Genomic DNA, 21,772 nt, shown 5'->3' with positions numbered 1-21,772 from the left:
AAACAACCCCGACCTTCCGGCGCCCAAAAGCCCGTAAGACCCGACATATCGCGGCCAGTTATCCACAGGCGAGTGACACGAACCGGTAACGGCAACAAGAATGCGGGTGTGGCGTCACGCGGAACTTCGCGCGTGGTGTCCGTTTTTCGGGGTGGGCCGGTCCGCACAGGGCGTCGGCCCGAGAAAGGGCCGAGGAGGGCCGGGTGACGACCTATGACGATCGAGCGAGCCTCACGGATCTGACCGCCACTGTGGAGCGAGTCCGCAGTTCGGTGGAAGGAGTGATCGAGGGCAAGCCAGAGGTCGTACGGCTTTCGCTGACCGTGCTGCTCGCCGAGGGGCATCTTCTGATCGAGGATGTCCCGGGCGTCGGCAAGACCATGCTCGCCAAGGCGCTGGCCCGGTCCATCGACTGTTCGGTGCGGCGTATCCAGTTCACACCCGACCTGCTGCCCTCGGACATCACCGGTGTGTCCATCTGGGACCAGCAGCGCCGGGACTTCGAGTTCAAGCCGGGCGCGATCTTCGCGCAGATCGTGATCGGCGACGAGATCAACCGCGCCTCGCCCAAGACGCAGTCCGCGCTCCTGGAGTCGATGGAGGAGCGCCAGGTCACCATCGACGGGACGACCTACGAATTGCCCAGCCCCTTCATGGTGGTCGCGACGCAGAACCCCGTCGAGATGGAGGGCACCTACCCGCTGCCGGAGGCCCAGCGCGACCGTTTCATGGCCCGTGTCTCCATCGGCTACCCCAGCGCGGAGGCCGAACTGCAGATGCTGGACATCCACGGCGGCGTGAACCCGCTGGACGACCTCCAGCCCGTGGCGCACGCGCACGAGATCGTGAAGCTGATCGACGCCGTCCGCACGGTCCACGTCGCGGACAGCGTCCGGCGGTACGCGGTCGACCTGGTCGCCGCCACACGCGTCCACCCCGATCTGAGACTCGGCGCCTCGCCGCGTGCCACGCTGCACCTGCTGCGCGCGGCGAAGGCGTCCGCCGCCCTCAGCGGCCGGGAGTACGCGCTGCCGGACGACATCCAGGCACTCGCCGTGGCGGTCCTGGCGCACCGTCTGCTCCCCACCGCCCAGGCGCAGCTGAACCGTCGTACGGCCGAGCAGGTCGTCCAGGAGATCCTGCAGCGCACCCCCGTTCCGGCAGCACCCCAGCAGCAGGCCGGCTCGGGCTTCACCATGGGCCGCGGCGCGCCCGCGTTCGGCCAGCAGCCGCCCCGGAGGCTGTGATGTCCGGGGGGCCGGGCGACGCCGAGGACGAGAAGGGCGGACTGCGTACCGCGCTCGCCGGTCTCACCACACGCGGACGCTCCTTCCTGGCCGCCGGAATCGCCGCCGTGATCTGCGCGTACGTCCTGGGGCAGAGCGATCTGCTCCGGGTCGGCCTGCTGCTCGCCGCGCTTCCCCTGGTCTGCGCGACCGTGCTGTACCGCACCCGGTACCGCGTCGCGGGCAGCCGCAGGCTCTCCCCCGGGCGCGTACCCGCCGGCTCCGAGGCCCGGGTCCATCTGCGGATGGACAACGTCTCCCGGCTGCCCACCGGACTGCTGATGCTCCAGGACCGGGTGCCGTACGTCCTCGGGCCGCGCCCCCGATTCGTCCTGGACCGGGTGGAGGCGGGCGGCCGCCGCGAGGTGTCCTACCGGGTGCGCTCCGACCTGCGTGGCCGCTATCCGCTGGGACCGCTGCAACTGCGGCTGACGGACCCCTTCGGCATGTGCGAGCTGACGCGCTCCTTCTCCACGTACGACACCCTGACCGTCATCCCGCGCGTGGAGCCGCTGCCGCCGGTGCGGCTGACCGGCGAGGCCAAGGGGTACGGCGAGGGACGGCAGCGCTCACTGGCCCTGGCCGGCGAGGACGACATCATCCCGCGCGGCTACCGCTACGGCGACGACCTGCGCCGGGTGCACTGGCGTCTGACCGCGCGCTACGGCGAACTGATGGTCCGTCGCGAGGAACAGCCGCAGCGCTCCCGCTGCACGGTGCTGCTCGACACCCGGGGCATCGCCTACCGGGGTGCGGGCCCCGACTCGGCCTTCGAGTGGGCGGTTTCGGGCACGGCGTCGTCGCTGGTGCACATGCTGGAGCGGGGCTTCTCGGTCAGGCTGCTGACGGACGACGGCAGTTCGGTCCCCGGTGAGGGCTCGGACGGGTTCGCGGGCGCGAACCAGCAGTCGGCGGACGCCGCCGGGCTGATGATGGACACACTCGCCGTCATCGACCACTCGGACGGCACCGGTCTGTCCCGCGCCTACGACGTGCTGCGCAGCGGCAACGAGGGGCTGCTGATCGCCTTCCTCGGCGACCTGGACGAGGAGCAGGCGACGGTGCTCGCCAAGATGCGGCAGCGCAGCGGTGGAGCCGTCGCCTTCCTGCTGGACAGCGAGGCATGGGTCCGGGAACCCACCGACGTCCCCGGCCCGTTGGACAGGAGCGAGGATCGACTGCGCATGCTGCGCGAGGCGGGCTGGACCGCCGTGACGGTGCCGCGCGGCGCGGACCTCGCGGGCCTGTGGCGGCTGGCGGACCGGCAGCGCACGGACGCCGCGTCCACGGGGAGTACGGCAAGTACGGGAGGGGGTGGACTCCGATGAGCGGGCGGGCGCGACTGACACTGTGCTCGGCGGCGGCCACGCTGATGGCGGCGTGCGCCCTGCTGCCGCTGGTCGATCCGGTGACCTGGCTGTTCCAGGCGGTGTTCCTGCTGGCGCTGCAGACCGGGGTGGGCGCGCTGACCCGGCGGGCGCCGCTGGCCCGGCCGCTGACCGTGGCGGCGCAGGCGCTGGTGACGCTGATGCTGCTGACCCTGGTCTTCGCCCGGCAGCAGGCACTCCTCGGGTTCGTTCCCGGGCCGGAGGCGTTCCAGCACCTCGGCGACCTCCTCCAGACGGGCACGGACGACGTCGGGCGGTACGCGATACCCGCACCGCTGTCCGACGGCATCCGGCTGATGCTGGTCGGCGGTGTCCTGGTGATCGGGCTCGCGGTGGACGCGCTCGCGGTGACGTTCCGCAGCGCGGCCCCCGCGGGACTGCCGCTGCTCGCGCTGTACTCGGTCGCCGCGGGGCTTTCGGGCGGCGGGGCCACCTGGCTGTGGTTCCTGCTCGCGGCCGGGGGCTATCTGATGCTGCTTCTGGCGGAGGGCCGTGACCGGCTCTCGCAGTGGGGGCGTGTCTTCGGCGGCGCGGCCCGCTCCCAGGGGCCGGACGTCTCGTCGGGCGCGACCGCACCGGTCCGCACGGGTCGGCGCATCGGCGCGGTCGCGCTGGGTGTCGCGCTGGTGGTGCCGCTCGGCCTGCCCGCGCTCGACGGCGGTCTGCTGGACGCCGCCGGTGCGGGCGTCGGTCCTGGCTCGGGCGGCGGCGGCACGATCTCCGCGGTGAACCCGCTGGTCTCCCTCCGCGACAGCCTGAACGTGGACGAGGACCGGCAGGTCATGTCCTACCGCACGAACACCGAAGACACCCAGGACATGTATCTGCGGATCGTGTCCCTGGACGACTTCGACGGCACGGCGTGGAAACCGGCCCAGCGGCACATCCAGGACGTGCCCGACACGTTCCCGACACCGGTCGGCCTCGGGTCGGACGTCCACCGCAGCGAGATCCGCACCCGCATCGTGGCGGCCGACTGGTACGCGCAGGACTGGCTTCCGATGCCGTACCCCGCGAGCAGGGTGAGCATCAAGGGCAGTTGGCGCTACGAACCGGTGGGCCGCACGCTCGTCGGCGACCACGGCCAGAACACGCGTGGTGTGCAGTACGACGTCACCAGCCTGGTCGTCCAGCCGACCGCGGCACAGCTCGCGGACGCGCCGGAGCCGCCGACGGCCCTGAAGCGCGAGTTCACCAAGGTGCCAGAGTCGCTGCCCGCGGTGGTGGCCCGCACCGCGCGCGACGTCACCGCGGGCTCGGCGAACCACTACGAGCAGGCGGTCAAGCTCCAGGACTACTTCGCGGTGAACGGCGGATTCACCTACGACACCCAGGTACAGGTCGGCAGTGGCTCGGCCGCGATCGCGCGCTTCCTGAGGGACAAGCAGGGTTTCTGCGTCCACTTCTCGTTCGCGATGGCCTCGATGGCCCGCACGCTGGGGATACCGGCCAGGGTCGCGGTGGGTTTCACACCCGGCAGCCCGCAGGCCGACGGTTCGATGTCGGTGGGGCTGCGGGACGCGCACGCCTGGCCCGAGCTGTACTTCGAGGGGGTGGGCTGGACCCGCTTCGAGCCGACCCCCAACCGGGGTTCGGTGCCGGACTACACCCAGACGGCAACCCCCGGCCTGGACACGCCGGCACTGCCGAAGCCGACGACCTCGACGTCCGCGGGGCCGTCCACCGCACCGTCGGCCGGCAACAATTGCTCGACCCGGCAGGAGAGGCGGGAGGCGTGCGCGAGCGAGTCCGCGGCGGCCGCGGTGGGCTCCAAGGACGACGGCACACCGTGGTTCCAGATCCTGGGGCTGACCCTGTTGGCGCTCCTGGTGCTGGTGTTGCCGTTGCTGCCGATGCTGTGGCGGTCGCGGGTGCGGTCCCTGCGGCTCGGTGCGCACGGCCGTGGTGAGCAGGACGCGGCGGCGTACACGCTGGCGGCCTGGCTGGAGGTGACCGACACGGCGTGGGACTACGGCATCGTCCCGGACGAGTCCCTGACGCCGCGCAACGCGGCGGCGCGGATCGTGCGGCTCGGGCCTCTCGACGGCGAGGCCGCGGAGGCGGTGCACCGGGTCGCGGCGGCGCTGGAGCAGGTTCTCTACGCTCCGCGTCCCCGGCAGACCGCGGGGCTCGCCGAGGACGCCCGCCGGGTCGCGGATGCCCTGCGCACTCCGGCGAGCCGGATCGCCCGGTTGCGGGCGCTATTCGCACCCCGCTCAGCCATCAGAGTGGCCTGGGCCGCGTCGGCCCGCCGGGCGACCGTGACGGCTCGGATGGCGGCCCGTAAGGAGACTCTGCTGCGACGCCCCTCGGAGCAGAACGGCTGACGTCGGTCACCACGCCGGGACACCACGTGTGGCCCGCACCTCCCGGCCGGGGGGTGCGGGCCACACGGGTTTCGCGAGCCGGGCCCACCACGAGACGGGCAGCGCCCGGACAGCACGCCGGGGCGACCCGCGCCACCGGTCGAGCCGCGCCACCCGTCGGACGGTGCTCCGGTCGGTCCCGGCGCCCCGGTCCGTCCATCCGTGCCCCGGTCGGTCCGGCCCCGGCCGCACTGGGCCCGGCCGCACTGGGCCCGGTCGGACTGCGTGGGTGGACTGCGTGGGTGGACTCGGCCGAAGGCGGGTGCTGGTGGCATCGCGTGAGGGGGTGTCCACCCGGACCGGGTGGACACCCCCTCACGATGCTTACGGCCGCGGCCGGCCCGTCGCTGCCACGGTGGCCGCCGCTGCTCCTGCTACTGGCCCTGCTCGTCGCGGCGTCGCTGCCAGCGTTGTTCGATGCGGTCCATCATGGAGCGGCGCTGTCTGGACTGGCGACGCGCGGCGGGTGCGCCGGGCGTCGCCGGTTGTTCTCCCGGCTTGGGAGCCTTGCGCCAACCGGTGACGGCAAGCACCGCACAGCCCAGCATGACAAGAAAACCCACCACGCTCAGCCAGATCTGTACTGCGACCATTCCGGCCATGAGGAGCGCGATACCCACCAGAAAGCCCGCGACCGCCTGGTAGACCCGTCGCCGGGTGTACGTACGCAGCCCGCTTCCCTCAAGCGCTGTCGCGAACTTGGGATCTTCGGCGTACAGCGCTCGCTCCATCTGCTCGAGCATTCGCTGCTCGTGCTCCGAGAGCGGCACGGTGTCCTCCTCATCGTGCAGTCGCCGGGGCGACCGGGGGTCCCCTTCAGGATAGGCAGGGAATCGCCCCCGTGAAACCCGCCCCTCTGCGCCAATTCGCCAACCGGAACCCGCCATGGCACCCCGATCCACTGAGGCGTGCATTCCCCAGCGACCGGCCCGTCATGCCGGACGGTCTCCCTCGATCATACGGCGCCGAGGGCTCGATCGGGTGGCCTGTGGCGTACTCCATCTGCCGCCCAGCCCCTGATCAGGGGCGCACCACGGCGGACGACTCAGCCCCCGACCGCCCCCTGCGTCTCACCGAGCACATGAAGCTGCGTGGCCACGGAGTGGAACGAGGCGAGTTCCGCGGCCGCCGCCTCCAGCTTCAGGAGGGCTTGGAGGGCTCCCGGTTCGGTGTCCACGAGAACTCCGGGGACCAGGTCCGCGAAGACCCGTACGCCGTGCACCGCGCCGACGCGCAGGCCGGCGCCCTCGACGAGCGCGGTGAGCTGCTCGGCGGTGAAGCGGTGGGGTACGGGATCACCCTCGCCCCAGCGTCCGTCCGGGTCGGCGAGGGCGTGCCTGGCCTCCTTGAAGTGTCCGGCGAGGGCGCGGGCGATCACCGCTCCGCCCAGGCCGGCGGCGAGCAGGCTGAGGACGCCCTCGGGGCGCAGCGCGTCCACCACGTTGCGCACGCCCTCGGCCGGGTTGTCCACGTACTCGAGGACCCCGTGGCACAGCACCGCGTCGTAGCCGCCCCGCCCGACGACGTCGAAGAGACCATGGGCATCGCCCTGCACGCCCTTGACGCGGTCGGCGACACCGGCCTCGGCGGCCCGGCGCTCCAGCGCGAACAGCGCGTTCGGGCTGGGGTCGACCACGGTGACACGGTGGCCGAGACGGGCCACGGGCACCGCGAAGTTGCCGCTGCCGCCCCCGGTGTCGAGAACGTCCAGGGACTCCCGCCCGGTCGCCTTGACCCGGCGGTCGAGGGCGTCCTTGAGGACCTCCCAGACCACGGCGGTACGGAGAGAAGCGCGGGGGCGCATCGGGTCCGACACGGAAGTTGACTCCTCGGCGCGGCACCGCCTCGGGTAGGGCGGAGCGATCGGGGGGCCTCCCGGCGGGAGGCATCAGGCGTCTCCACCCTATTGCCTCCGCCGCCGTAGCCGATCCTCCGTCTCACACGCCGGATCACGTGGTGATTCACCCGTTGAAGCACTGGGTGGATCACGCACCGGATCACGTGGCGATCAGCCGGCGTCCGCGACCTCCCGGCCCCCGTCCCGCCGTGGCTGGGGCAGGACGGGTTGCAGCACGAGCATCCGCTCGACGATGCGCAGGAACATCGCCACGTCACGTATGAGGTCGTCGGCGTCGCGGTTGCCCGCCGCGCCCTGGATGCCCGCCTCGGCCCGGGCGCGGCGGTCGGCTCCGGAAGCGAACAGGGCGCTCCACTCGGTCAGTTCGGGCGCTATCTCGGGGAGCACCTCCCAGGCGCTGCGGATGCGGGCCCGGCGTCGGGGGGTGGGTTCGGGTCGTCCCCGCGCGGCGAGGACGGCGGCGGCGGTGCGCAGGGCGGCCAAGTGGGCCGTCGCGTAGCGCTCGTTGGGCGTTTCCAGGACCGCCGCCTCCTCCAGACCGGCGCGGGCCTGGGCCAGCAGGTCGAGGGCGGCGGGCGGGGCCGTGGCCCGGCGGAGCACGGGGTGCACGTCGCTGGCGGGGCCGGTCGGTGAGGGGGCAGGGCCGGCGGCGCGGCGCCGGTGGGCGGCTGCTGCGGAAGAGGTGGCCATGACGAACCTCCTGTCGTCTGTGTGACGGCACTGTGGCCGTATGTGCCCATCGTGAGGTATGCCACTGACAATCCGTTCTGACCTGCGCCTTTGCTTCGATCGAAGGTTCGCGTTAGTTTTTGCACTGACCAGTCAGTTTAAATATTGCTCAGGGGATGGGGGCGCTGTGGACGGTCCGCGCGGACTCGGTGTCACGGCCACGGACTTCGGGCTGGAGGGACCCCGCGGCTGGGCGTTCCGCGGAGTGGGGGTGAGCGCGGAGCCCGGTTCGCTGATCGCGGTCGAAGGCCCGTCCGGATCAGGCCGGACATGCCTGCTGCTCGCCCTGACCGGCCGGATGCGGCCCACCGAGGGAAGTGCCCTCGTGGGGGGATCGGCCCTGCCGAAGCACATGGGCGCGGTGCGGCGCGTGAGCGCGCTCGCCCACGTCCCGGGCGTCACCGACCTGGACCCGGCCCTGACCGTCGGGGAACACCTTCTCGAACGGGCGCTGCTGCAAAGGCGGTTCGGGGGATCACTGCGGGGGCTGTGGCGCCCGAGGGCCGAGCGCAGAGCCGAGACGGAACGGCGGATCGACGACGCGCTGACCGCCGCGGGGCTGGACCGGGAGGCGCTGCCCAAGGGGCCCCGGACCGCCGTACGCGATCTGGAGCGGCTCGAAAGCCTGCGCCTGTCCGTCGCGCTGGCCCTCGTCGGCCGCCCGGGGCTGCTCGGCGTCGACGACACCGACCTCAAGTTGTCGGACGACGAACGGACCGAGGTGTGGGCCCTGTTGACGTCGATCGCCGCCTCCGGAACCACCGTCGTCGCGGTGTGCAGCAAGGCCCCCGAAGGGGCGGTCACCGTGTCCACCGGACGCACCGGGAAGCCCACCGGAACAGGCGACGAACCCGACGCGACCGGCGATCCCCGCCCGGCCGGCGAACCCGACGCGACCGGCCGTCCCCGCCCGGCCGGCGAACCCGACGGCACCACGGAGCCCCACGCGGCCCGCGACCTCCGCCCGAAGGCCGACGCCCACCCGACCCACGAGAAGGAGACCGCCGATGCGCTCGCCGAAACTGGCCGCTCTTGAGCTCAGGCGGTTCGGCCGGGGCAGGCTCCCGCGTGCCGCACTCGCCGCGCTTCTCCTGCTGCCCCTGCTCTACGGCGCCCTCTACCTGTGGTCGTTCTGGGACCCGTACGGCCGCCTCGACCGCATCCCCGTCGCGCTCGTGAACGACGACCGGGGGGCGACGGCCGGGGGCACCAGGATCAGGGCCGGCGACGACATCACCAAGGGGCTGCGCGACAGCGACACCTTCGAGTGGCACGAGGTGAGTGCCGCCGAGGCCCGCGAGGGCGTCGAGAACGGCACGTACTACCTGTCGCTGACCATGCCGTCCGACTTCAGCAGCAGGGTCGCGTCCAGTTCAGGGGACGCGCCGGAGACCGGCGCGCTCCAGGTGCGTACGAACGACGCGAACAACTACATCGTCGGGCAGATCTCGCGCACGGTCTTCAGCGAGGTGCGCACCGCGGCCTCCACCAAGGCGTCGAGATCGTTCCTCGACAAGATCTTCATCTCGTTCTCGGACATCCACGGGGAGACCGAGAAGGCGGCCAAGGGGGCCGACCGGCTCAAGGGAGGGATCGGCAAGGCCAAGAAGGGCTCCAAGGACCTCGCGGACGGTCTGAAGGAGGCCCAGAAGGGCAGCGGGAAGCTCTCCACGGGCCTCGCGAAGCTCGACCGGGGCGCGGGTGACCTGGAGGACGGTTCACGGCAGGTCGCGGACGGCACCCGGACACTGGCCACCAGGGTCGACGGCGTCGCGGACAAGGTGGGCCCCTTCCTGAAGGCCAACGAGAAGTCGATCGGCGACACGGCCCGTCTCGTCGCCGACTCCGCCTCGGCGGTCCGCCACAACCTGCGCACCCTGGTGGACGCGGCGCCGGCCGCCGCCAAGGGCGCGCACACGGCCTCCACCGTGCTGGACACCGTCTACAAGGCACGCTGCGAGACCCTGCCGGTCCCCGACCCCGCGTGCCCCGATCTCAAGAAGGCCAGGCAGGCCGCCGCGGACGTGGCCGCGGTCGCCGACGACCTCAACACGCTCATCGACGACCAGGGCGGCGACCTCGACACGCTCGACCGGAACCTGGGCACGCTCCAGAAGCAGGCCCGTGCGCTCGCGAACCGCTCGCCGCACCTCTCCGAGGACCTCGACGACGCCGTCTCCAAGATCGATGAACTGGACGCGGGCGCCGCGAAGGTGGCCACGGGCGCCGAGAAACTGCACACCGGGCTCGGCACGGCCAGGACCGGCGCGGCGGACCTCGACACGGGTGTAGGGCGGCTGACGACGGGTGCGAGCGACCTCGACGGGGGCATCTACCAGCTCGTCGGCGGCTCCGGGAAGCTGGCCGGCGGCCTGCGCGACGGCGCCGGCCGGATCCCCGACTACGACCGGCAGGACCGCGACCGGCGCACCCACGTCATGGCCGACCCGGTCCAGCTCGCCTCCAGGGACCTCCACAAGGCACCCAACTACGGCACAGGTTTCGCCCCGTACTTCATCCCGTTGTCGCTGTGGGTGGGCGCGATGGTCGCCTACATGCTGATCCCGCCGCTCAGCCGGCGCGCGCTCGCGGTCGGCGCCCCGGCCTGGCGCATCGCGCTCGCGGGCTGGCTGCCGGTGGCCGCCCTCGGGGTGCTGCAGACGGCGGCCCTGATGTCCGTGCTGCACTGGGCGATCGGCCTGGAGATGGTACGGGCGGCCGGGACGGTCGGCTTCCTGTTCCTGGTGACGGCGTGCTTCGCGGCCGTCGTCCAATGGCTGAACGCGCGCTTCGGAGCGGCCGGCCGGATCCTCGTGCTCGCCCTCCTGATGCTCCAGCTGACGTCGGCGGGCGGCACGTACCCCGTCCAGACGAGTCCGCGCTTCTTCAACGCGATCCACCCCTTCCTGCCGATGAGCTATGTCGTCGAGGCACTCCGCAGGCTCATCACCGGCGGCGGTCTCGGACCCGTCTGGCAGGCGTGCGCCGTCCTCACGGCGTTCACCGCGGGCGCCCTCGCGCTCACCGCGCTGTCGGCACGCGGCAGGCAGGTGTGGACCCTGGACCGCCTTCACCCGGAGCTGAGCCTGTGACAATCAGGGCCATGGAAAGCAGCAACACCACGGCAGGCGGCGGTCGCCGCGAGGCCACCCGGCAGAAGCTCTACGAAGCGGCCGTCACCCTCATCGCGGAACAGGGTTTCTCCGCCACCACCGTGGACGAGATCGCGGAGCGGGCCGGGGTCGCCAAAGGCACCGTCTACTACAACTTCGCCAGCAAGGCCGTCCTCTTCGAAGAGCTGCTGCGGCACGGCGTGGGGCTCCTCACCGCCTCCCTGCGCGAGGCCGCGGAACGCACCGAGCGCGAGGGCGGGACGAGAGTCGACGCCCTGGACGCGATGATCCGGGCCGGGCTCGTCTTCATGGACCGGTACCCGGCCTTCACCCAGCTGTACGTGGCCGAGCTGTGGCGCACCAACCGGGCCTGGCAGTCCACGCTCATGGTGGTCAGACGGGAGGCGGTCGCGGTCGTCGAGGACGTGCTGCGCGAGGGGGTGGCGGGCGGTGAGCTCAGCGACGAGATCGACATCCCGCTGACCGCGGCCGCCCTGGTCGGCATGGTCCTGGTGGCCGCCCTGGACTGGCAGGCCTTCCAGCCCGAGCGTTCCCTGGACGACGTCCACGCGGCGCTCTCACGGCTGCTCCAGGGGCGTGTGAGCGGCAGCCGCTAGGCCGCCGCCGGTCCGCCCCTGACCGCGGCGGACCGGCGCCACGCGAAAGCGCCGGTCCGAAGTGGCCGCGTCCCCCGCGGGCCACCCCGAACCGGCGCTTCGCCCTGCTTCCCCGCGTTCCCCCGCGTTCCCCCGTGTTCCCCGTTCCCTGCTTCCCCCGTCGGGCCCCGTCCGGCCGTCCCCCGGGTCCCCCGTGCCTCGCTCCCGCCGACCGGGCCGGCGGAAGGAGCGGCCAAGGGCGCGAGAACCGTTCCGCCGCCCCGTGCCGGCGGTACCGGAGCCGCGCCCCCTTCCGTGCCTCCACTCTCCCGTCCACACGGGCCGGACCCCATCCGTCCGGGTACTCATCTCCGTCACTGGGTACGGATACCTGGTCCTGGGCGCTCATGCCCAGGACGGACCGTCGTCAACTGGTTACGATCGCTGCCGTGTCCGTACTCCCCCTGGTCTTCACCAGCGGCTGGGCCAGCGGCATCAACGCGTACGCGGTGGTGCTCCTGCTCGGCGTCTTCGGCGCGACCGGCCTGAGCGACGACGTCCCCCAGTCCCTGCAGCGCCCCGACGTCCTCATCGCCGCGGCCGTCCTCTTCCTGTGCGAGGCGGTCGCCGACAAGATCCCGTACGTGGACACGGTGTGGGACTCGGTGCACACCGTCATCCGGCCGGTGGCGGGGGCGGTGGTCGGCGCGCTGCTCGCCGGGCACAGCGGTTCGCTCCCGGATCTGGCCGCCGGCGCGATCGGCGGTTCGACCGCGCTGGCGAGCCACGCGGTCAAGGCCGGGACCCGGATGGCGATCAACACCTCACCCGAGCCGTTCAGCAACGTCGGCATGAGCATCGCCGAGGACCTCGGGGTCGCCGGGATCCTGACGTTCGCGATGTTCCACCCCGTGGCCGCCGCGGTCATCGCGGCCGTGCTGCTGCTCGCGGGCCTGCTGACGCTCTTCTTCCTGGTCTCCCGGATCCGGCGGTTCCTGCGCCGCAGGGCCCAGCGCCGGGAGGAGAGACGGCTCGCCGCACAGGTCGGGCCACCACCCGGCTGACCGCCACAGGCCCCTGGCCCGGCCTGTCAGTGGTGGCCGATAAGGTCACGGGCATGGGACGGATCGCGGTGATCGGCGCCGGAATGGGCGCGATGGCGGCCGCCGCCCGGCTGGCCGTCGCGGGCCATCGGGTGGTGGTGTACGAGCGCGCGTCGACGTACGGCGGAGCGCTGGGCCGCTTCGAGCGCGACGGCTTCACGTTCGACACGGGCCCCGGCCTGCTGCGGGTGCCCGCCGTCCCGCGCGATCTGTTCGTCAAGACGGGCAAGGAGCCGCTGGAGGCGTGTGTCGACCTGGTCCAGGTCGACCCGTCCGCACGCCATGTCTTCGCCGACGGCACGGAGGTCTCCCTGCCCAACGCCTCCCGCGCGGGTGTCGTCACCGCACTCGACCAGGCCCTCGGGGCGGGCGCGGGCGAGCGGTGGGGCGACTTCCTGGTCCGGGCCCGGGAGGCCTGGGACCGGACGCGGCGGCCGCTCTTGGAGGAGCCGCTGTGGCCGAACTGGCAGGTGCTCGCCGACCGCGATCCCTACCCGGCGGTGTCCCACCGAAGGATGCTGCGCACCCGCCGGGCCGGCACGCTCGCCGAGGTCGGCGCGTGGGAGCTGCGCGAGCCGCGCCTCGCCGCCCTCCTGGAGAGCCACGCCCTCGCGTACGGGCTCGACCCGCGCGTCGCACCGGCGAGCGCGGCGGTGCTTCCGTACATGGAGCACGCCTTCGGCACCTGGTACGTGCGCGGAGGCATGCGGGAGCTGGCGCGTGCGGTGTACGAGCGGTGCCTGGCCCGCAGGGTGGAGTTCCGCTTCGGGACGCCGGTCGGGCGGATCGTGGAGAAGGACGGACGGGCGGTGGGCGTCGAGCTCGCCGCGGACCCCTCCCTCGCCCTCGGCTCCGCGGCGGCGCCCGTCGAGGACGCCGACCTCGTGGTCGCCGGTGTCGCGCCCGAGGTCCTGGACCGTCTCGTCGCCGGGACGACGCTGCGCGGCGGTGACGAGGTCCCGCCGCAGCGGGGCGCGCCGAGCCGGCTGACCGTGCTGCTGGCGCTGCGCGGCGGGCGCCCGGCGGGGGTGGCGCACCGGACGGTGGTGCACACGCCCGACCGTGGGGAGGAGCTGGAGCGGCTCTTCGGCGAGCGTCCCGGATTCCCCGCCGCGCCCACGGTGACGGTCTCGCGCCCGGACGACCCCGGTCTGGCGCCCGACGCCGAGCACGAAGCGGTCACCGTGACGGTCACGGTGCCCTCGGGCCTGCGGGTGTCGGAGGCGGACGTGGAGCGGGTGCTCGACGCCACCCGGCGCGCAGTGCCGGACGTGCGTGAGCGCCTGCTGTGGCACGAGGTACGCACCCCGGCCGACATCGCGGAGGCGACGGGTGCGGAGGGCGGCGCGGTGCCCGCACCGGCGCTCGCGGCGGCGGCGGGCCGGCTGCTGCACCCGTCGAACGGCACCCTCATGCCGGGGCTGTACACGGTCGGCGGCTGGACGCATCCGGGCGGCGGCCTTCCGCACGCGGGGATGTCGGGCGCCCTGGTGTCCGGGCTGATCGTGGAGGGACCGGGCTTCCGCGGCTCGCAGTGAGCCCGTGGGTACCCCGGGAGCACCCTGGAGGCGGCCCGTACGGCCACCACCAGGCTCTTGGCCCGTACGGCCAGTGCCAGACCCCGAGGCGCTCCCGCCCCCGAGGACGGTCAGTACCGGTACTGCTCGTCGAACCCGGCGCCGTTCCCGTTGCCGCCCTGGCCGTTGCCCTGGCCGTTGTCCTGGTACGGATACTGCTGCTCGGGCGGGAGCTCGCCGCCGTACTGGCCGTCGGTGCTGCGCTGCTGCGGGACCCAGACACCGCCGGCCGGGGTCTCGCCGCCGTAGCCGCCGGCGGCGTACTGGTCCTGGCCGTAGCCCTGCTGCTGCGGGTACTGCTGATCGCCGCCGCCGTACGTCATGTCGTACGCGGCGCCGTTGTAGGTCTGTGTGCCGATGTACGGGTCGGAGTAGGCGGCGTACTGCTGCTGGCCGTTGTTGTCGTAGCCGTACTGCTGCTGGTCGTAGCCGGAGTAGCCGTCGTAGGCGTATGCCTGCTGGTCCTGCGAGGGGGCGGCGGCGTAGGACTGACCGGACTGCCCCGCGGCGGCCGCGTAGGCCGCGTCGCTGTAGACGCCGTAGGAGCCGGTGTCGTCGGGCAGGGGCTGGGGCTCGTACACGGCCGTGCTCCCGGTCGCCGTGAGGTCGCCGGAGCCGGCCGGCATGAACCGGTCGGAGTGCGCGGGCGTGAAGACGTCGTCCTCGCGGGTGTAGTCGTCCTCGCCCTGCGGATACCGCGCGCCCTCGGCCGCCTCCTGCTCCGCCTCGAGGTCGGAGACCTCCAGCGCCGGGTCCTGGCGGTCCGGCTCGCCGCGGCGGCGCTTGCTCCTGCCCGAGACCTTGTCCGGGGCCTGGTCGGCTCCCTGGCGGTTGCCCACCGCCCAGCCGGCCGCGAAACCGCGCCGGAACGACAGCGTGACGTACGTCTGGCCGACCGCGAAGGCGGCCGCACCCAGACCGACGACGATCACGGACGGGATCAGCACACCGAGGACCACACCGGCGAAGCCGACGAAGGCGAGCAGCCGGTAGCGCAGCCGCGCCTTGTACTGCAGCAGAACCTCGCCGAGGAGCCACAGTGCGACGATGCCGAAAGCGATATAGAGGACCGTCAAGCCCATGTACGCCCCTCTCCCAGTGGCCGCTACGCAGTGTGTCGTACGCGGGTGCGACCGGTCTAGGCCTGCTGTGGATGGTGCAGGCCCAGATTCTCGTAGATTTCCAGCGTCGCCGTGGAGTTGTTCAGCGTAATGAAGTGCAGTCCGGGGACGCCCTCGTCCAGCAGCTTCGCGCAGAACTCCGTCGCGAACTCGATGCCAATGGAGCGTACAGCCGCCGGATCCTCTTTGGCTGTGAGGATCCGCTCTTTCAGGACGTCCGGGAATGAAGCGTTACTGAGCTGCGGAAGCCGTTCCAGCATCTTCACACTCGTCACCGGCATGACCTCGGGGATCACCGGTGTCCCGCAGCCCGCAGCCGCGACCCGGTCGCGCAACCGCAGGTACGACTCGGGCTGGAAGAACATCTGCGTGATCGCGTAGTCCGCGCCGGCCCGGCACTTGTCGACGAAGTGCGCGACGTCCGCGTCCTGGTCGGCGGAGCGCGGATGCATCTCGGGGAAGGCGGCGACGCCCACGCAGAAGTCGCCGGACTCCTTGATGAGACGGACGAGTTCGGCCGCGTAGGTCAGGCCCTGGGGATGCGGGACCCAGTCGCCCATGGGGTCTCCGGGCGGGTCACCGCGGACCGCGAGCATGTTCCGGATCCCCGCGTCCGCGTACTGGCCGATGATGTTGCGCAGCTCTGCCACGGAGTGGTTGACGGCGGTGAGGTGGGCCACCGGTGTGAGCGTGGTGTCGGCGACGATCTGCTCGGTCTCCCTGACCGTGCCGGCGCGGGTGGAGCCGCCCGCTCCGTAGGTCACGGAGACGAAGTCGGGGGCGACGGCCTCGACCCTGCGCAGCGCGTTCCACAGGTTCCGCTCGCCCTTGGGGGTCTTCGGCGCGGAGAACTCGAACGAGTACGTCTTCTTGCCGGACGCGAGCATGTCGCTCACGATGCGTGCGCGGTCAGTCCTGGTGGAGGCAGATCCGAGGGCCATACTCGCAGGTTAACCAGGGGGCGCCGGTCCCCCAACCGAACCGGAAAGAATTGTCCGATTCGTCGGCTTCTTGTCCACCCCTCGGACAGAGCGCGGGACGACCCGACGGGCGGCGGGACGGTCCGCGCGCCACGGGCCGCACGCCACAGGTCGCGCGCCACGGGCCGGGCCGGCTCCGCGCGGTCAGGCCTGCCGCAGCCGCTTCGCGAACTCGGCGGCCGCCGCCGCGGGGTCGTCCGCCTCGGTGATCGCGCGGACCACGACGACACGGCGGGCGCCCGCCTCCAGCACCTCGTCGAGGTTGCCCAGGTCGATGCCGCCGATGGCGAACCAGGGGCGGTCGGTGTCGAGCGCGGCGGTGTGGCGGACCAGGTCGAGGCCCGGTGCGTGGCGGCCCGGCTTGGTGGGAGTGGGCCAGCAGGGGCCGGTGCAGAAGTAGTCCACGCCGTCCTGGACGGCGGCGGCCGCGGCCTCAGCCGCCGCGTGCGTGGAACGGCCGATCAGGACTTCGTCGCCGAGGATGGCGCGGGCCGCGGGGACCGGGAGGTCGCCCTGGCCCAGATGGAGGACGGCGGCGCCGGCCGCGTGGGCGACGTCCGCCCGGTCGTTGACCGCGAGGAGCTTGCCGTGGCGGGCGCAGGCGTCCGCGAAGACCCGCAGGTGTTCCAGCTCCTCGGCGGCCTCCATGCCCTTCTCGCGCAGTTGCACGATGTCGACGCCACTCGCCAGGACGGCGTCCAGGAACTCGGCGAGGTCGCCCTGGCGCGTGCGCGCGTCCGTGCAGAGGTAGACGCGGGCGTCGGCGAGGCGGGCGGCGTTCTCGGGCATGCGTGGATCCCCCGTGGTGCGGCGGTGCGTACGGGCCACGGCGGCCGGGGTGGCCCGGGGCCGGCCGTGGTCCGTACGCCGGACGTGTTGTCGGATCAGACGGCGAGCGCCTGGGCGCGACGCTTCACCTCCGTGCCGCGATTCTCGCTCAGCGCCTGCGCGGGGGTGCCGGGCAGGGTCGAGTCGGGGGTGAAGAGCCACTCGAGCATCTCTTCGTCGGTGAAGCCGTCGTCCCGCAGGAGCGTCAGGGTGCCGGTGAGGCCCTTGACGACCTTGTCCTCGTCGATGAAAGCGGCGGGGACGTGCAGCGCGCGGTTCTCACCACGGCGTACGGCGATCAGCTGGCCTTCCTTGACCAGCTGCCGGACGCGGGTCACCTCGACGCCGAACTGTTCGGCGATGTCGGGGAGGGTGAGCCAGGCGGGGACGAGAGCATCGATCTTTGCGTCAATCTCGGTCACGGGACAAGCCTGCCATCCCGGACTGACACTCGGTACCCGAGCGCCGCCCGTCCCGCGTCAGAAGCGCGTGAATCTCGTGGAATTCCACCGAATTCCGGCACGGTGGCGCGGGCGCGGGCCACGCGGCGAGCGGATCCGGCGGGTTCACTCGCCCGGCCGCCCGGCCGCCCGGTTGTCTGGCCGCCCGGCCGCCCGGCCGCCCGGTTGCCCGGTTGCCCGGTTGCCTGGCCGCAGGGCCGCAGGGCCGCAGGGCCGCCCTCGGGCGAGCGGCTCGGCGGGATTCGTCGGCCCCGGTCGCCCGGCCGCCCCCCCGGCGAGGGAGCCCACCGGGCCGGGCAGGCCCGGCCCCTCGCGTCGCCGCCCGAACGGGGGCCTGGGTGCCCGCCTAGGCCGTGGCGTCCTTCAGCGGACGTGAAGGATCCGACAGGATCTCCGGGTCCAGCGGCATGCCCGCCTCGATCAGACGGCGGCCCTGGGCCAGATCGCGGGGGCGCCCCACCGCCAGGAGCGCGACGAGGCGGGAGTCGCGCAGCCAGCAGACCGTCCAGGCGGCGCCCGAGGAGCCGCCGCGCCAGACGGTCGTGTCGGCGGGCGCGTGGTGGCCGACGTACTGGACGAAACGGCCGAACTGCTCGGACCAGAAGTACGGAACCGGGTCGTACGCCACCGGGGCCTCGCCGATGATGTTCGCCGCCACCGTGCGCGGTCCCTGCAGGGCGTTGTCCCAGTGGTGGACGAGGAGGCGCTCCTCGTACCGGCCCGAGGGGAAGGACGCGCAGTCGCCGACCGCGTAGACGTCCGGCAGGGAGGTGCGCAGGTGACTGTCGGCGACGACCTCGCGGTGGGCTCCGAGCTCGATGCCGGAGTCGGCCAGCCAGGCGGTGGCGGGCCGGGCGCCGATGCCGACGACCACGGCGCCCGCGGGCACCCGGGACCCGTCGTCGAGCACCACGGCACCGGGCTCGACGCGCTCCACGCGCGCGTGGGTGCGCAGCGAGGCCCCGCTGTCCGCGTACCAGGCGGCCATCGGCGCGGCCACCTCGGCGGGCAGTGCCCCGGCCAGTGGCCGGTCGGCGGCCTCGACGACCGTCACCGCGCACCCGGCCTCGCGCGCCGCCGTGGCGAACTCCGCTCCGATCCAGCCCGCCCCGACCACCACGATGTCGTGCTGCCGGGCCAGCACGGGGCGCAGCCGTTCGGCGTCGTCCAGGGTGCGCAGGAGATGGACGCCGGGCATGCCCTCCGCGCCGGGGAGCTGGATCGGTTCCGCGCCGGTGGCCAGCACCAGGAGGTCGTAGGGCACCGGTCCCGCGGCGGTGTCCAGCTCGTGGTCCCCGGGGCGCAGGCCCAGCGCTTCGCAGCCGAGTCTCAGTTCGATGCCCAGTGCCTCGAAGTCGATGTCGAAGGCGGAGTGCTCGGCCTTTCCGAGCAGCACCGCCTTGGACAACGGCGGCCGGTCGTACGGCTGGTGCGGCTCGGCGCCGATCAGTGTCACACCGCCGGTGAATCCCTGTTCGCGCAGGGCGACCGCGGTCTGCACGCCGGCCATGCCCGCGCCCGCGATGACGACCCGGCGTGCCGTAGGCCCTTGCTTCTGCCCCTGCGTCTGCTCGCTCACCTGATCACCATAGACACCTGACAATCCGTCAGTCAGCGGACGTGCTCAGTGACCTGCTCCACAATGCGGCCCGGTGTCGGCGGGTCCGTCCGGCGCGCGCGGTCCGTGCGGGTTGGTCGGGGTCGTCGATCCGCTCGATCCGGACCGCCACGTTCGTCCCGCCGCCCGTCCACGACCCCCCCTCCCCGCTCTCCGCCGGCCGCGGCCGGACGGGGCCGTCGCGCGCATGGGCCATGGGCGGAGGCTCCCTTACTGAGGCACGCGGCGGCGAGCTAGGGTGGTCGACGTAGAGCACTCGCGGGAGCCCGGACGCACCGGGCTGAGAGGGAGGCTGGCGGCCTCCGACCGTACGAACCTGATCCGGGTCATGCCGGCGAAGGGAGGGGCTGGACGCCCATGTCGCGTACACCGGCGGAGAGGTCCGTCACGTCCGACGTCCTGGTGGTGGGCGGCGGGATCATCGGCCTGGTCACGGCCTGGCGGGCCGCCCAGCGCGGGTTCACCACGACGGTCGTGGACCCGGAACCCGGCGGCGGGGCCGCGCAGGTCGCCGCCGGAATGCTCGCCGCCGTCACCGAGCTCCACTACGGCGAGCAGACCCTGCTGGGCCTGAACCTCGCCTCCGCGCGCCGCTATCCGGACTTCGTCGCCGAGCTCACCGAGGCGACGGGCCAGGATCTCGGCTACCGCCGGTGCGGCACGCTGGCCGTCGCCCTGGACTCCGACGACCGCGCCCACCTGCGGGAACTGCACGCCCTGCAGAACCGTTCGGGGCTCGCGTCGGAGTGGCTCAGCGGCCGTGAGTGCCGTCGGCTGGAACCGATGCTCGCGCCCGGTGTCCGTGGCGGTCTGCGCGTCGACGGCGACCACCAGATCGACCCGCGCCGCCTGGCGAAGGCCCTGGTCACAGCGTGCGAGCGAGCCGGGGTGGTGTTCCACCGGACCTGGGCTCAGCGGCTGACGGTGGTCCGGGAGCGGGCCACCGGGATCGTCACCACGGGCGGCGACGTGCTGGCGGCGACGCAGGTGGTACTGGCCGCGGGCAGCCTCAGCGCGAGGCTCGAGGGCGTGCCCGACGACGTGAGGCCGCCCGTGCGCCCGGTGAAGGGGCAGGTGCTGCGGCTGACCGTGCCGAAGCGGTACGCGCCCTTCCTGAGCCGCACCGTGCGGGCCGTGGTCCGTGGCAGCCAGGTCTATCTGGTGCCGCGCGAGAGCGGCGAACTCGTCGTCGGTGCGACCAGCGAGGAGCTGGGCTGGGACACCACGGTGACCGCGGGCGGCGTGTACGAGCTGCTGCGCGACGCCCATGAGCTGGTGCCCGGGATCACCGAACTGCCGCTCACCGAGACCCGGGCCGGACTGCGCCCCGGCTCGCCCGACAACGCTCCGCTGCTCGGCCCGACCGGGCTCGACGGACTGCTGCTGGCCACCGGCCACCACCGCAACGGCGTCCTGCTCACCCCCGTCACCGGGGACGTCATGGCGCACGTCCTCGCCTCGGGGGAGCTCCCCGAGGAAGCGCGCCCCTTCACTCCCCACCGGTTCAGCCCGACACGCACGGAGCAGCCCGTATGAACATCCTCGTCAACGGCGAGCGCCGGCTCGTCGCCGCGGGCACCGCCCTCGACACGCTCGTCGCCACCCTCACGGCGGCGCCCTCCGGCGTCGCCGCCGCGCTCAACGAGACCGTCGTCCCGCGCACCCAGTGGTCCGCCACGTCCCTGCGCGAGGGAGACCGTGTCGAGGTCCTCACCGCTGTCCAAGGAGGCTGACCCATGGCCGACGATCCGTTCGTCCTCGGAGGTACGTCCTACTCGTCCCGGCTGATCATGGGTACGGGAGGCGCGCCCAGCCTCGACGTGCTGGAACGGTCGCTCGTGGCGTCCGGGACGGAGCTGACGACCGTCGCGATGCGCCGGGTGGATCCCGCGGCGCACGGCTCCGTCCTGTCCGTGCTCGGCCGGCTCGGCATCCGGGTGCTGCCGAACACCGCGGGGTGCTTCACTGCGGGCGAGGCGGTGCTGACCGCGCGGCTTGCCCGGGAGGCGCTCGGCACCGACCTGGTGAAACTGGAGGTCATCGCCGACGAGCGCACCCTGCTGCCCGACCCGATCGAGCTGCTCGACGCCGCGGAGACGCTGGTCGACGACGGGTTCACGGTGCTGCCCTACACGAACGACGACCCCGTGCTCGCGCGCAAGCTGGAGGACGTCGGGTGCGCGGCGGTCATGCCGCTGGGCTCGCCCATCGGGTCCGGCCTGGGGATCCGCAACCCGCACAACTTCGAGCTGATCGTGGAGCACGCGCGCGTGCCGGTGATCCTGGACGCGGGGGCGGGTACGGCGTCGGACGCGGCGCTGGCGATGGAGCTGGGGTGCGCCGGTGTGATGCTCGCCTCGGCCGTCACCCGTGCGCAGGAACCGGTGCTGATGGCCGAGGGCATGCGGCGCGCCGTGGAGGCGGGACGTCTGGCGCGGCGTGCGGGGCGGATTCCCCGGCGGCACTTCGCCTCGGCGTCCTCGCCCGCGGAGGGCCTGGCGCGGCTGGATCCCGAGAGGCCGGCCTTCTAGTTCTAGGGCGTGCCGCGAGTGTCCCGTCTGCCTCAGGGCTCCCTGGGTGCCACTACGGGGCGGTCGCCGGCCCGCCGTCACCCCGGGCCGTCCCGTCACGGGCTCCTCCCGGTGGCCGCGGGGCGGCGGTTTCCGGCCAGTGGGAGCGGGCGGGGTTCCGGGCGCCGAGGGCCGGCGCCGGCGGAGCGGCCCGCGTCACCCGTTCGGCGCGATGTGC

At 72.9% G+C, this 21,772-nt stretch carries 19 protein-coding genes and 1 riboswitch; of the genes, 11 read left to right on the top strand and 8 right to left on the bottom strand.

The window, feature by feature from the left end; translation table 11 throughout:
• Positions 1 to 203 precede the first annotated feature (203 nt).
• The 3 genes from ACFVTC_RS05100 to ACFVTC_RS05090 are packed head-to-tail and all read left to right on the top strand — an operon-like array spanning position 204 to position 5,001.
• Positions 204 to 1,247: an AAA family ATPase gene (locus ACFVTC_RS05100; protein ID WP_390124058.1), complete on the top strand. Its 1,044-nt coding sequence runs from the start codon at positions 204 to 206 to the stop codon at positions 1,245 to 1,247.
• The gene (locus ACFVTC_RS05095) at positions 1,247 to 2,614 is read left to right on the top strand and encodes a DUF58 domain-containing protein (protein ID WP_390124056.1); all 1,368 of its coding nucleotides are present in this window, start codon (positions 1,247 to 1,249) and stop codon (positions 2,612 to 2,614) included. The genes ACFVTC_RS05100 and ACFVTC_RS05095 overlap by 1 nt, the downstream gene beginning before the upstream one ends.
• Positions 2,611 to 5,001 (top strand): DUF3488 and DUF4129 domain-containing transglutaminase family protein, encoded by a 2,391-nt coding sequence (locus ACFVTC_RS05090; protein ID WP_390124053.1) that lies wholly within the window; start codon positions 2,611 to 2,613, stop codon positions 4,999 to 5,001. The genes ACFVTC_RS05095 and ACFVTC_RS05090 overlap by 4 nt, the downstream gene beginning before the upstream one ends.
• A 413-nt stretch (positions 5,002 to 5,414) precedes the next feature.
• Here the strand turns inward: ACFVTC_RS05090 and ACFVTC_RS05085 are convergent, their stop codons facing one another.
• The 3 genes from ACFVTC_RS05085 to ACFVTC_RS05075 all read right to left on the bottom strand — a co-directional run bounded on the left by ACFVTC_RS05085 (position 5,415) and on the right by ACFVTC_RS05075 (position 7,588).
• On the bottom strand, positions 5,415 to 5,810 hold the full coding sequence (locus ACFVTC_RS05085; protein WP_390124050.1) for a DUF3040 domain-containing protein: 396 nt from the start codon (positions 5,808 to 5,810) through the stop codon (positions 5,415 to 5,417).
• A gap of 275 nt (positions 5,811 to 6,085) precedes the next feature.
• Positions 6,086 to 6,856 (bottom strand): methyltransferase, encoded by a 771-nt coding sequence (locus ACFVTC_RS05080; protein WP_390124047.1) that lies wholly within the window; start codon positions 6,854 to 6,856, stop codon positions 6,086 to 6,088.
• Positions 6,857 to 7,048: 192 nt separating this feature from the next.
• Complete coding sequence (locus tag ACFVTC_RS05075; RefSeq protein WP_390124045.1) at positions 7,049 to 7,588, bottom strand: SAV_6107 family HEPN domain-containing protein; 540 nt, start codon at positions 7,586 to 7,588, stop codon at positions 7,049 to 7,051.
• 166 nt (positions 7,589 to 7,754) lie between these two features.
• On the opposite strand from ACFVTC_RS05075, the gene ACFVTC_RS05070 reads away from it, so the two are divergent.
• The 5 genes from ACFVTC_RS05070 to ACFVTC_RS05050 all read left to right on the top strand — a co-directional run bounded on the left by ACFVTC_RS05070 (position 7,755) and on the right by ACFVTC_RS05050 (position 13,977).
• Positions 7,755 to 8,663: an ATP-binding cassette domain-containing protein gene (locus tag ACFVTC_RS05070; RefSeq protein WP_390124042.1), complete on the top strand. Its 909-nt coding sequence runs from the start codon at positions 7,755 to 7,757 to the stop codon at positions 8,661 to 8,663.
• The gene (locus ACFVTC_RS05065; protein ID WP_390124040.1) at positions 8,635 to 10,719 is read left to right on the top strand and encodes a YhgE/Pip family protein; all 2,085 of its coding nucleotides are present in this window, start codon (positions 8,635 to 8,637) and stop codon (positions 10,717 to 10,719) included. The genes ACFVTC_RS05070 and ACFVTC_RS05065 overlap by 29 nt, the downstream gene beginning before the upstream one ends.
• Positions 10,720 to 10,730: 11 nt before the next feature.
• Entirely contained in the window at positions 10,731 to 11,357 is a 627-nt protein-coding gene (locus ACFVTC_RS05060) for a helix-turn-helix domain-containing protein (protein WP_329526161.1), read from the top strand.
• A gap of 428 nt (positions 11,358 to 11,785) precedes the next feature.
• Entirely contained in the window at positions 11,786 to 12,400 is a 615-nt protein-coding gene (locus ACFVTC_RS05055; protein ID WP_390124038.1) for a DUF4126 domain-containing protein, read from the top strand.
• Between the two features lie 53 nt (positions 12,401 to 12,453).
• Positions 12,454 to 13,977 (top strand): phytoene desaturase family protein, encoded by a 1,524-nt coding sequence (locus ACFVTC_RS05050; protein ID WP_390124036.1) that lies wholly within the window; start codon positions 12,454 to 12,456, stop codon positions 13,975 to 13,977.
• Positions 13,978 to 14,087: 110 nt separating this feature from the next.
• Here the strand turns inward: ACFVTC_RS05050 and ACFVTC_RS05045 are convergent, their stop codons facing one another.
• From ACFVTC_RS05045 to ACFVTC_RS05025, 5 genes are all read right to left on the bottom strand, one after another.
• A complete protein-coding gene (locus tag ACFVTC_RS05045) occupies positions 14,088 to 15,098 on the bottom strand; it encodes a hypothetical protein (RefSeq protein ID WP_390124034.1) in 1,011 nt (336 codons plus the stop codon).
• Between the two features lie 56 nt (positions 15,099 to 15,154).
• Complete coding sequence (gene metF, locus ACFVTC_RS05040; protein WP_390124032.1) at positions 15,155 to 16,078, bottom strand: methylenetetrahydrofolate reductase [NAD(P)H]; 924 nt, start codon at positions 16,076 to 16,078, stop codon at positions 15,155 to 15,157.
• Positions 16,079 to 16,261: 183 nt separating this feature from the next.
• Positions 16,262 to 16,906: a thiamine phosphate synthase gene (gene thiE / locus ACFVTC_RS05035; protein ID WP_390124030.1), complete on the bottom strand. Its 645-nt coding sequence runs from the start codon at positions 16,904 to 16,906 to the stop codon at positions 16,262 to 16,264.
• A 95-nt stretch (positions 16,907 to 17,001) separates the two neighbouring features.
• A complete protein-coding gene (locus ACFVTC_RS05030) occupies positions 17,002 to 17,367 on the bottom strand; it encodes an Rv2175c family DNA-binding protein (protein ID WP_153291051.1) in 366 nt (121 codons plus the stop codon).
• A gap of 385 nt (positions 17,368 to 17,752) precedes the next feature.
• Entirely contained in the window at positions 17,753 to 18,985 is a 1,233-nt protein-coding gene (locus ACFVTC_RS05025; protein ID WP_390124027.1) for an NAD(P)/FAD-dependent oxidoreductase, read from the bottom strand.
• Between the two features lie 287 nt (positions 18,986 to 19,272).
• A riboswitch (TPP riboswitch) is annotated at positions 19,273 to 19,384 on the top strand.
• Here ACFVTC_RS05025 and thiO point away from each other — a divergent pair.
• The 3 genes from thiO to ACFVTC_RS05010 all read left to right on the top strand — a co-directional run bounded on the left by thiO (position 19,382) and on the right by ACFVTC_RS05010 (position 21,555).
• A complete protein-coding gene (thiO, locus tag ACFVTC_RS05020; protein ID WP_390124025.1) occupies positions 19,382 to 20,560 on the top strand; it encodes a glycine oxidase ThiO in 1,179 nt (392 codons plus the stop codon). Its footprint overlaps the riboswitch before it by 3 nt.
• Complete coding sequence (thiS, locus tag ACFVTC_RS05015; protein ID WP_168527718.1) at positions 20,557 to 20,757, top strand: sulfur carrier protein ThiS; 201 nt, start codon at positions 20,557 to 20,559, stop codon at positions 20,755 to 20,757. Before thiO ends, thiS begins: the two co-directional genes overlap by 4 nt.
• Before the next feature lie 3 nt (positions 20,758 to 20,760).
• Positions 20,761 to 21,555: a thiazole synthase gene (locus ACFVTC_RS05010; protein ID WP_390124023.1), complete on the top strand. Its 795-nt coding sequence runs from the start codon at positions 20,761 to 20,763 to the stop codon at positions 21,553 to 21,555.
• Positions 21,556 to 21,772: the final 217 nt, after the last annotated feature.

The organism is Streptomyces sp. NPDC057950 (assembly GCF_042887295.1).
Lineage (GTDB): Bacteria > Actinomycetota > Actinomycetes > Streptomycetales > Streptomycetaceae > Streptomyces > Streptomyces kaempferi.
The sequence above is the reverse complement of the archived record's forward strand: the minus strand, read 5'-3'. Positions and strand labels throughout refer to the sequence as shown.

What these genes read in the sequence shown, in the direction of transcription:
- ACFVTC_RS05095 (WP_390124056.1), top strand. Translation starts at nt 1,247, where the DNA reads ATGTCCGGGGGGCCGGGCGACGCCGAGGACGAGAAGGGCGGACTGCGT.
- ACFVTC_RS05090 (WP_390124053.1), top strand. Translation starts at nt 2,611, where the DNA reads ATGAGCGGGCGGGCGCGACTGACACTGTGCTCGGCGGCGGCCACGCTG.
- ACFVTC_RS05075 (WP_390124045.1), bottom strand. Translation starts at nt 7,588, where the DNA reads ATGGCCACCTCTTCCGCAGCAGCCGCCCACCGGCGCCGCGCCGCCGGC.
- ACFVTC_RS05065 (WP_390124040.1), top strand. Translation starts at nt 8,635, where the DNA reads ATGCGCTCGCCGAAACTGGCCGCTCTTGAGCTCAGGCGGTTCGGCCGG.
- ACFVTC_RS05060 (WP_329526161.1), top strand. Translation starts at nt 10,731, where the DNA reads ATGGAAAGCAGCAACACCACGGCAGGCGGCGGTCGCCGCGAGGCCACC.
- ACFVTC_RS05050 (WP_390124036.1), top strand. Translation starts at nt 12,454, where the DNA reads ATGGGACGGATCGCGGTGATCGGCGCCGGAATGGGCGCGATGGCGGCC.
- ACFVTC_RS05045 (WP_390124034.1), bottom strand. Translation starts at nt 15,098, where the DNA reads ATGGGCTTGACGGTCCTCTATATCGCTTTCGGCATCGTCGCACTGTGG.
- metF (WP_390124032.1), bottom strand. Translation starts at nt 16,078, where the DNA reads ATGGCCCTCGGATCTGCCTCCACCAGGACTGACCGCGCACGCATCGTG.
- thiE (WP_390124030.1), bottom strand. Translation starts at nt 16,906, where the DNA reads ATGCCCGAGAACGCCGCCCGCCTCGCCGACGCCCGCGTCTACCTCTGC.
- thiO (WP_390124025.1), top strand. Translation starts at nt 19,382, where the DNA reads ATGTCGCGTACACCGGCGGAGAGGTCCGTCACGTCCGACGTCCTGGTG.
- thiS (WP_168527718.1), top strand. Translation starts at nt 20,557, where the DNA reads ATGAACATCCTCGTCAACGGCGAGCGCCGGCTCGTCGCCGCGGGCACC.
- ACFVTC_RS05010 (WP_390124023.1), top strand. Translation starts at nt 20,761, where the DNA reads ATGGCCGACGATCCGTTCGTCCTCGGAGGTACGTCCTACTCGTCCCGG.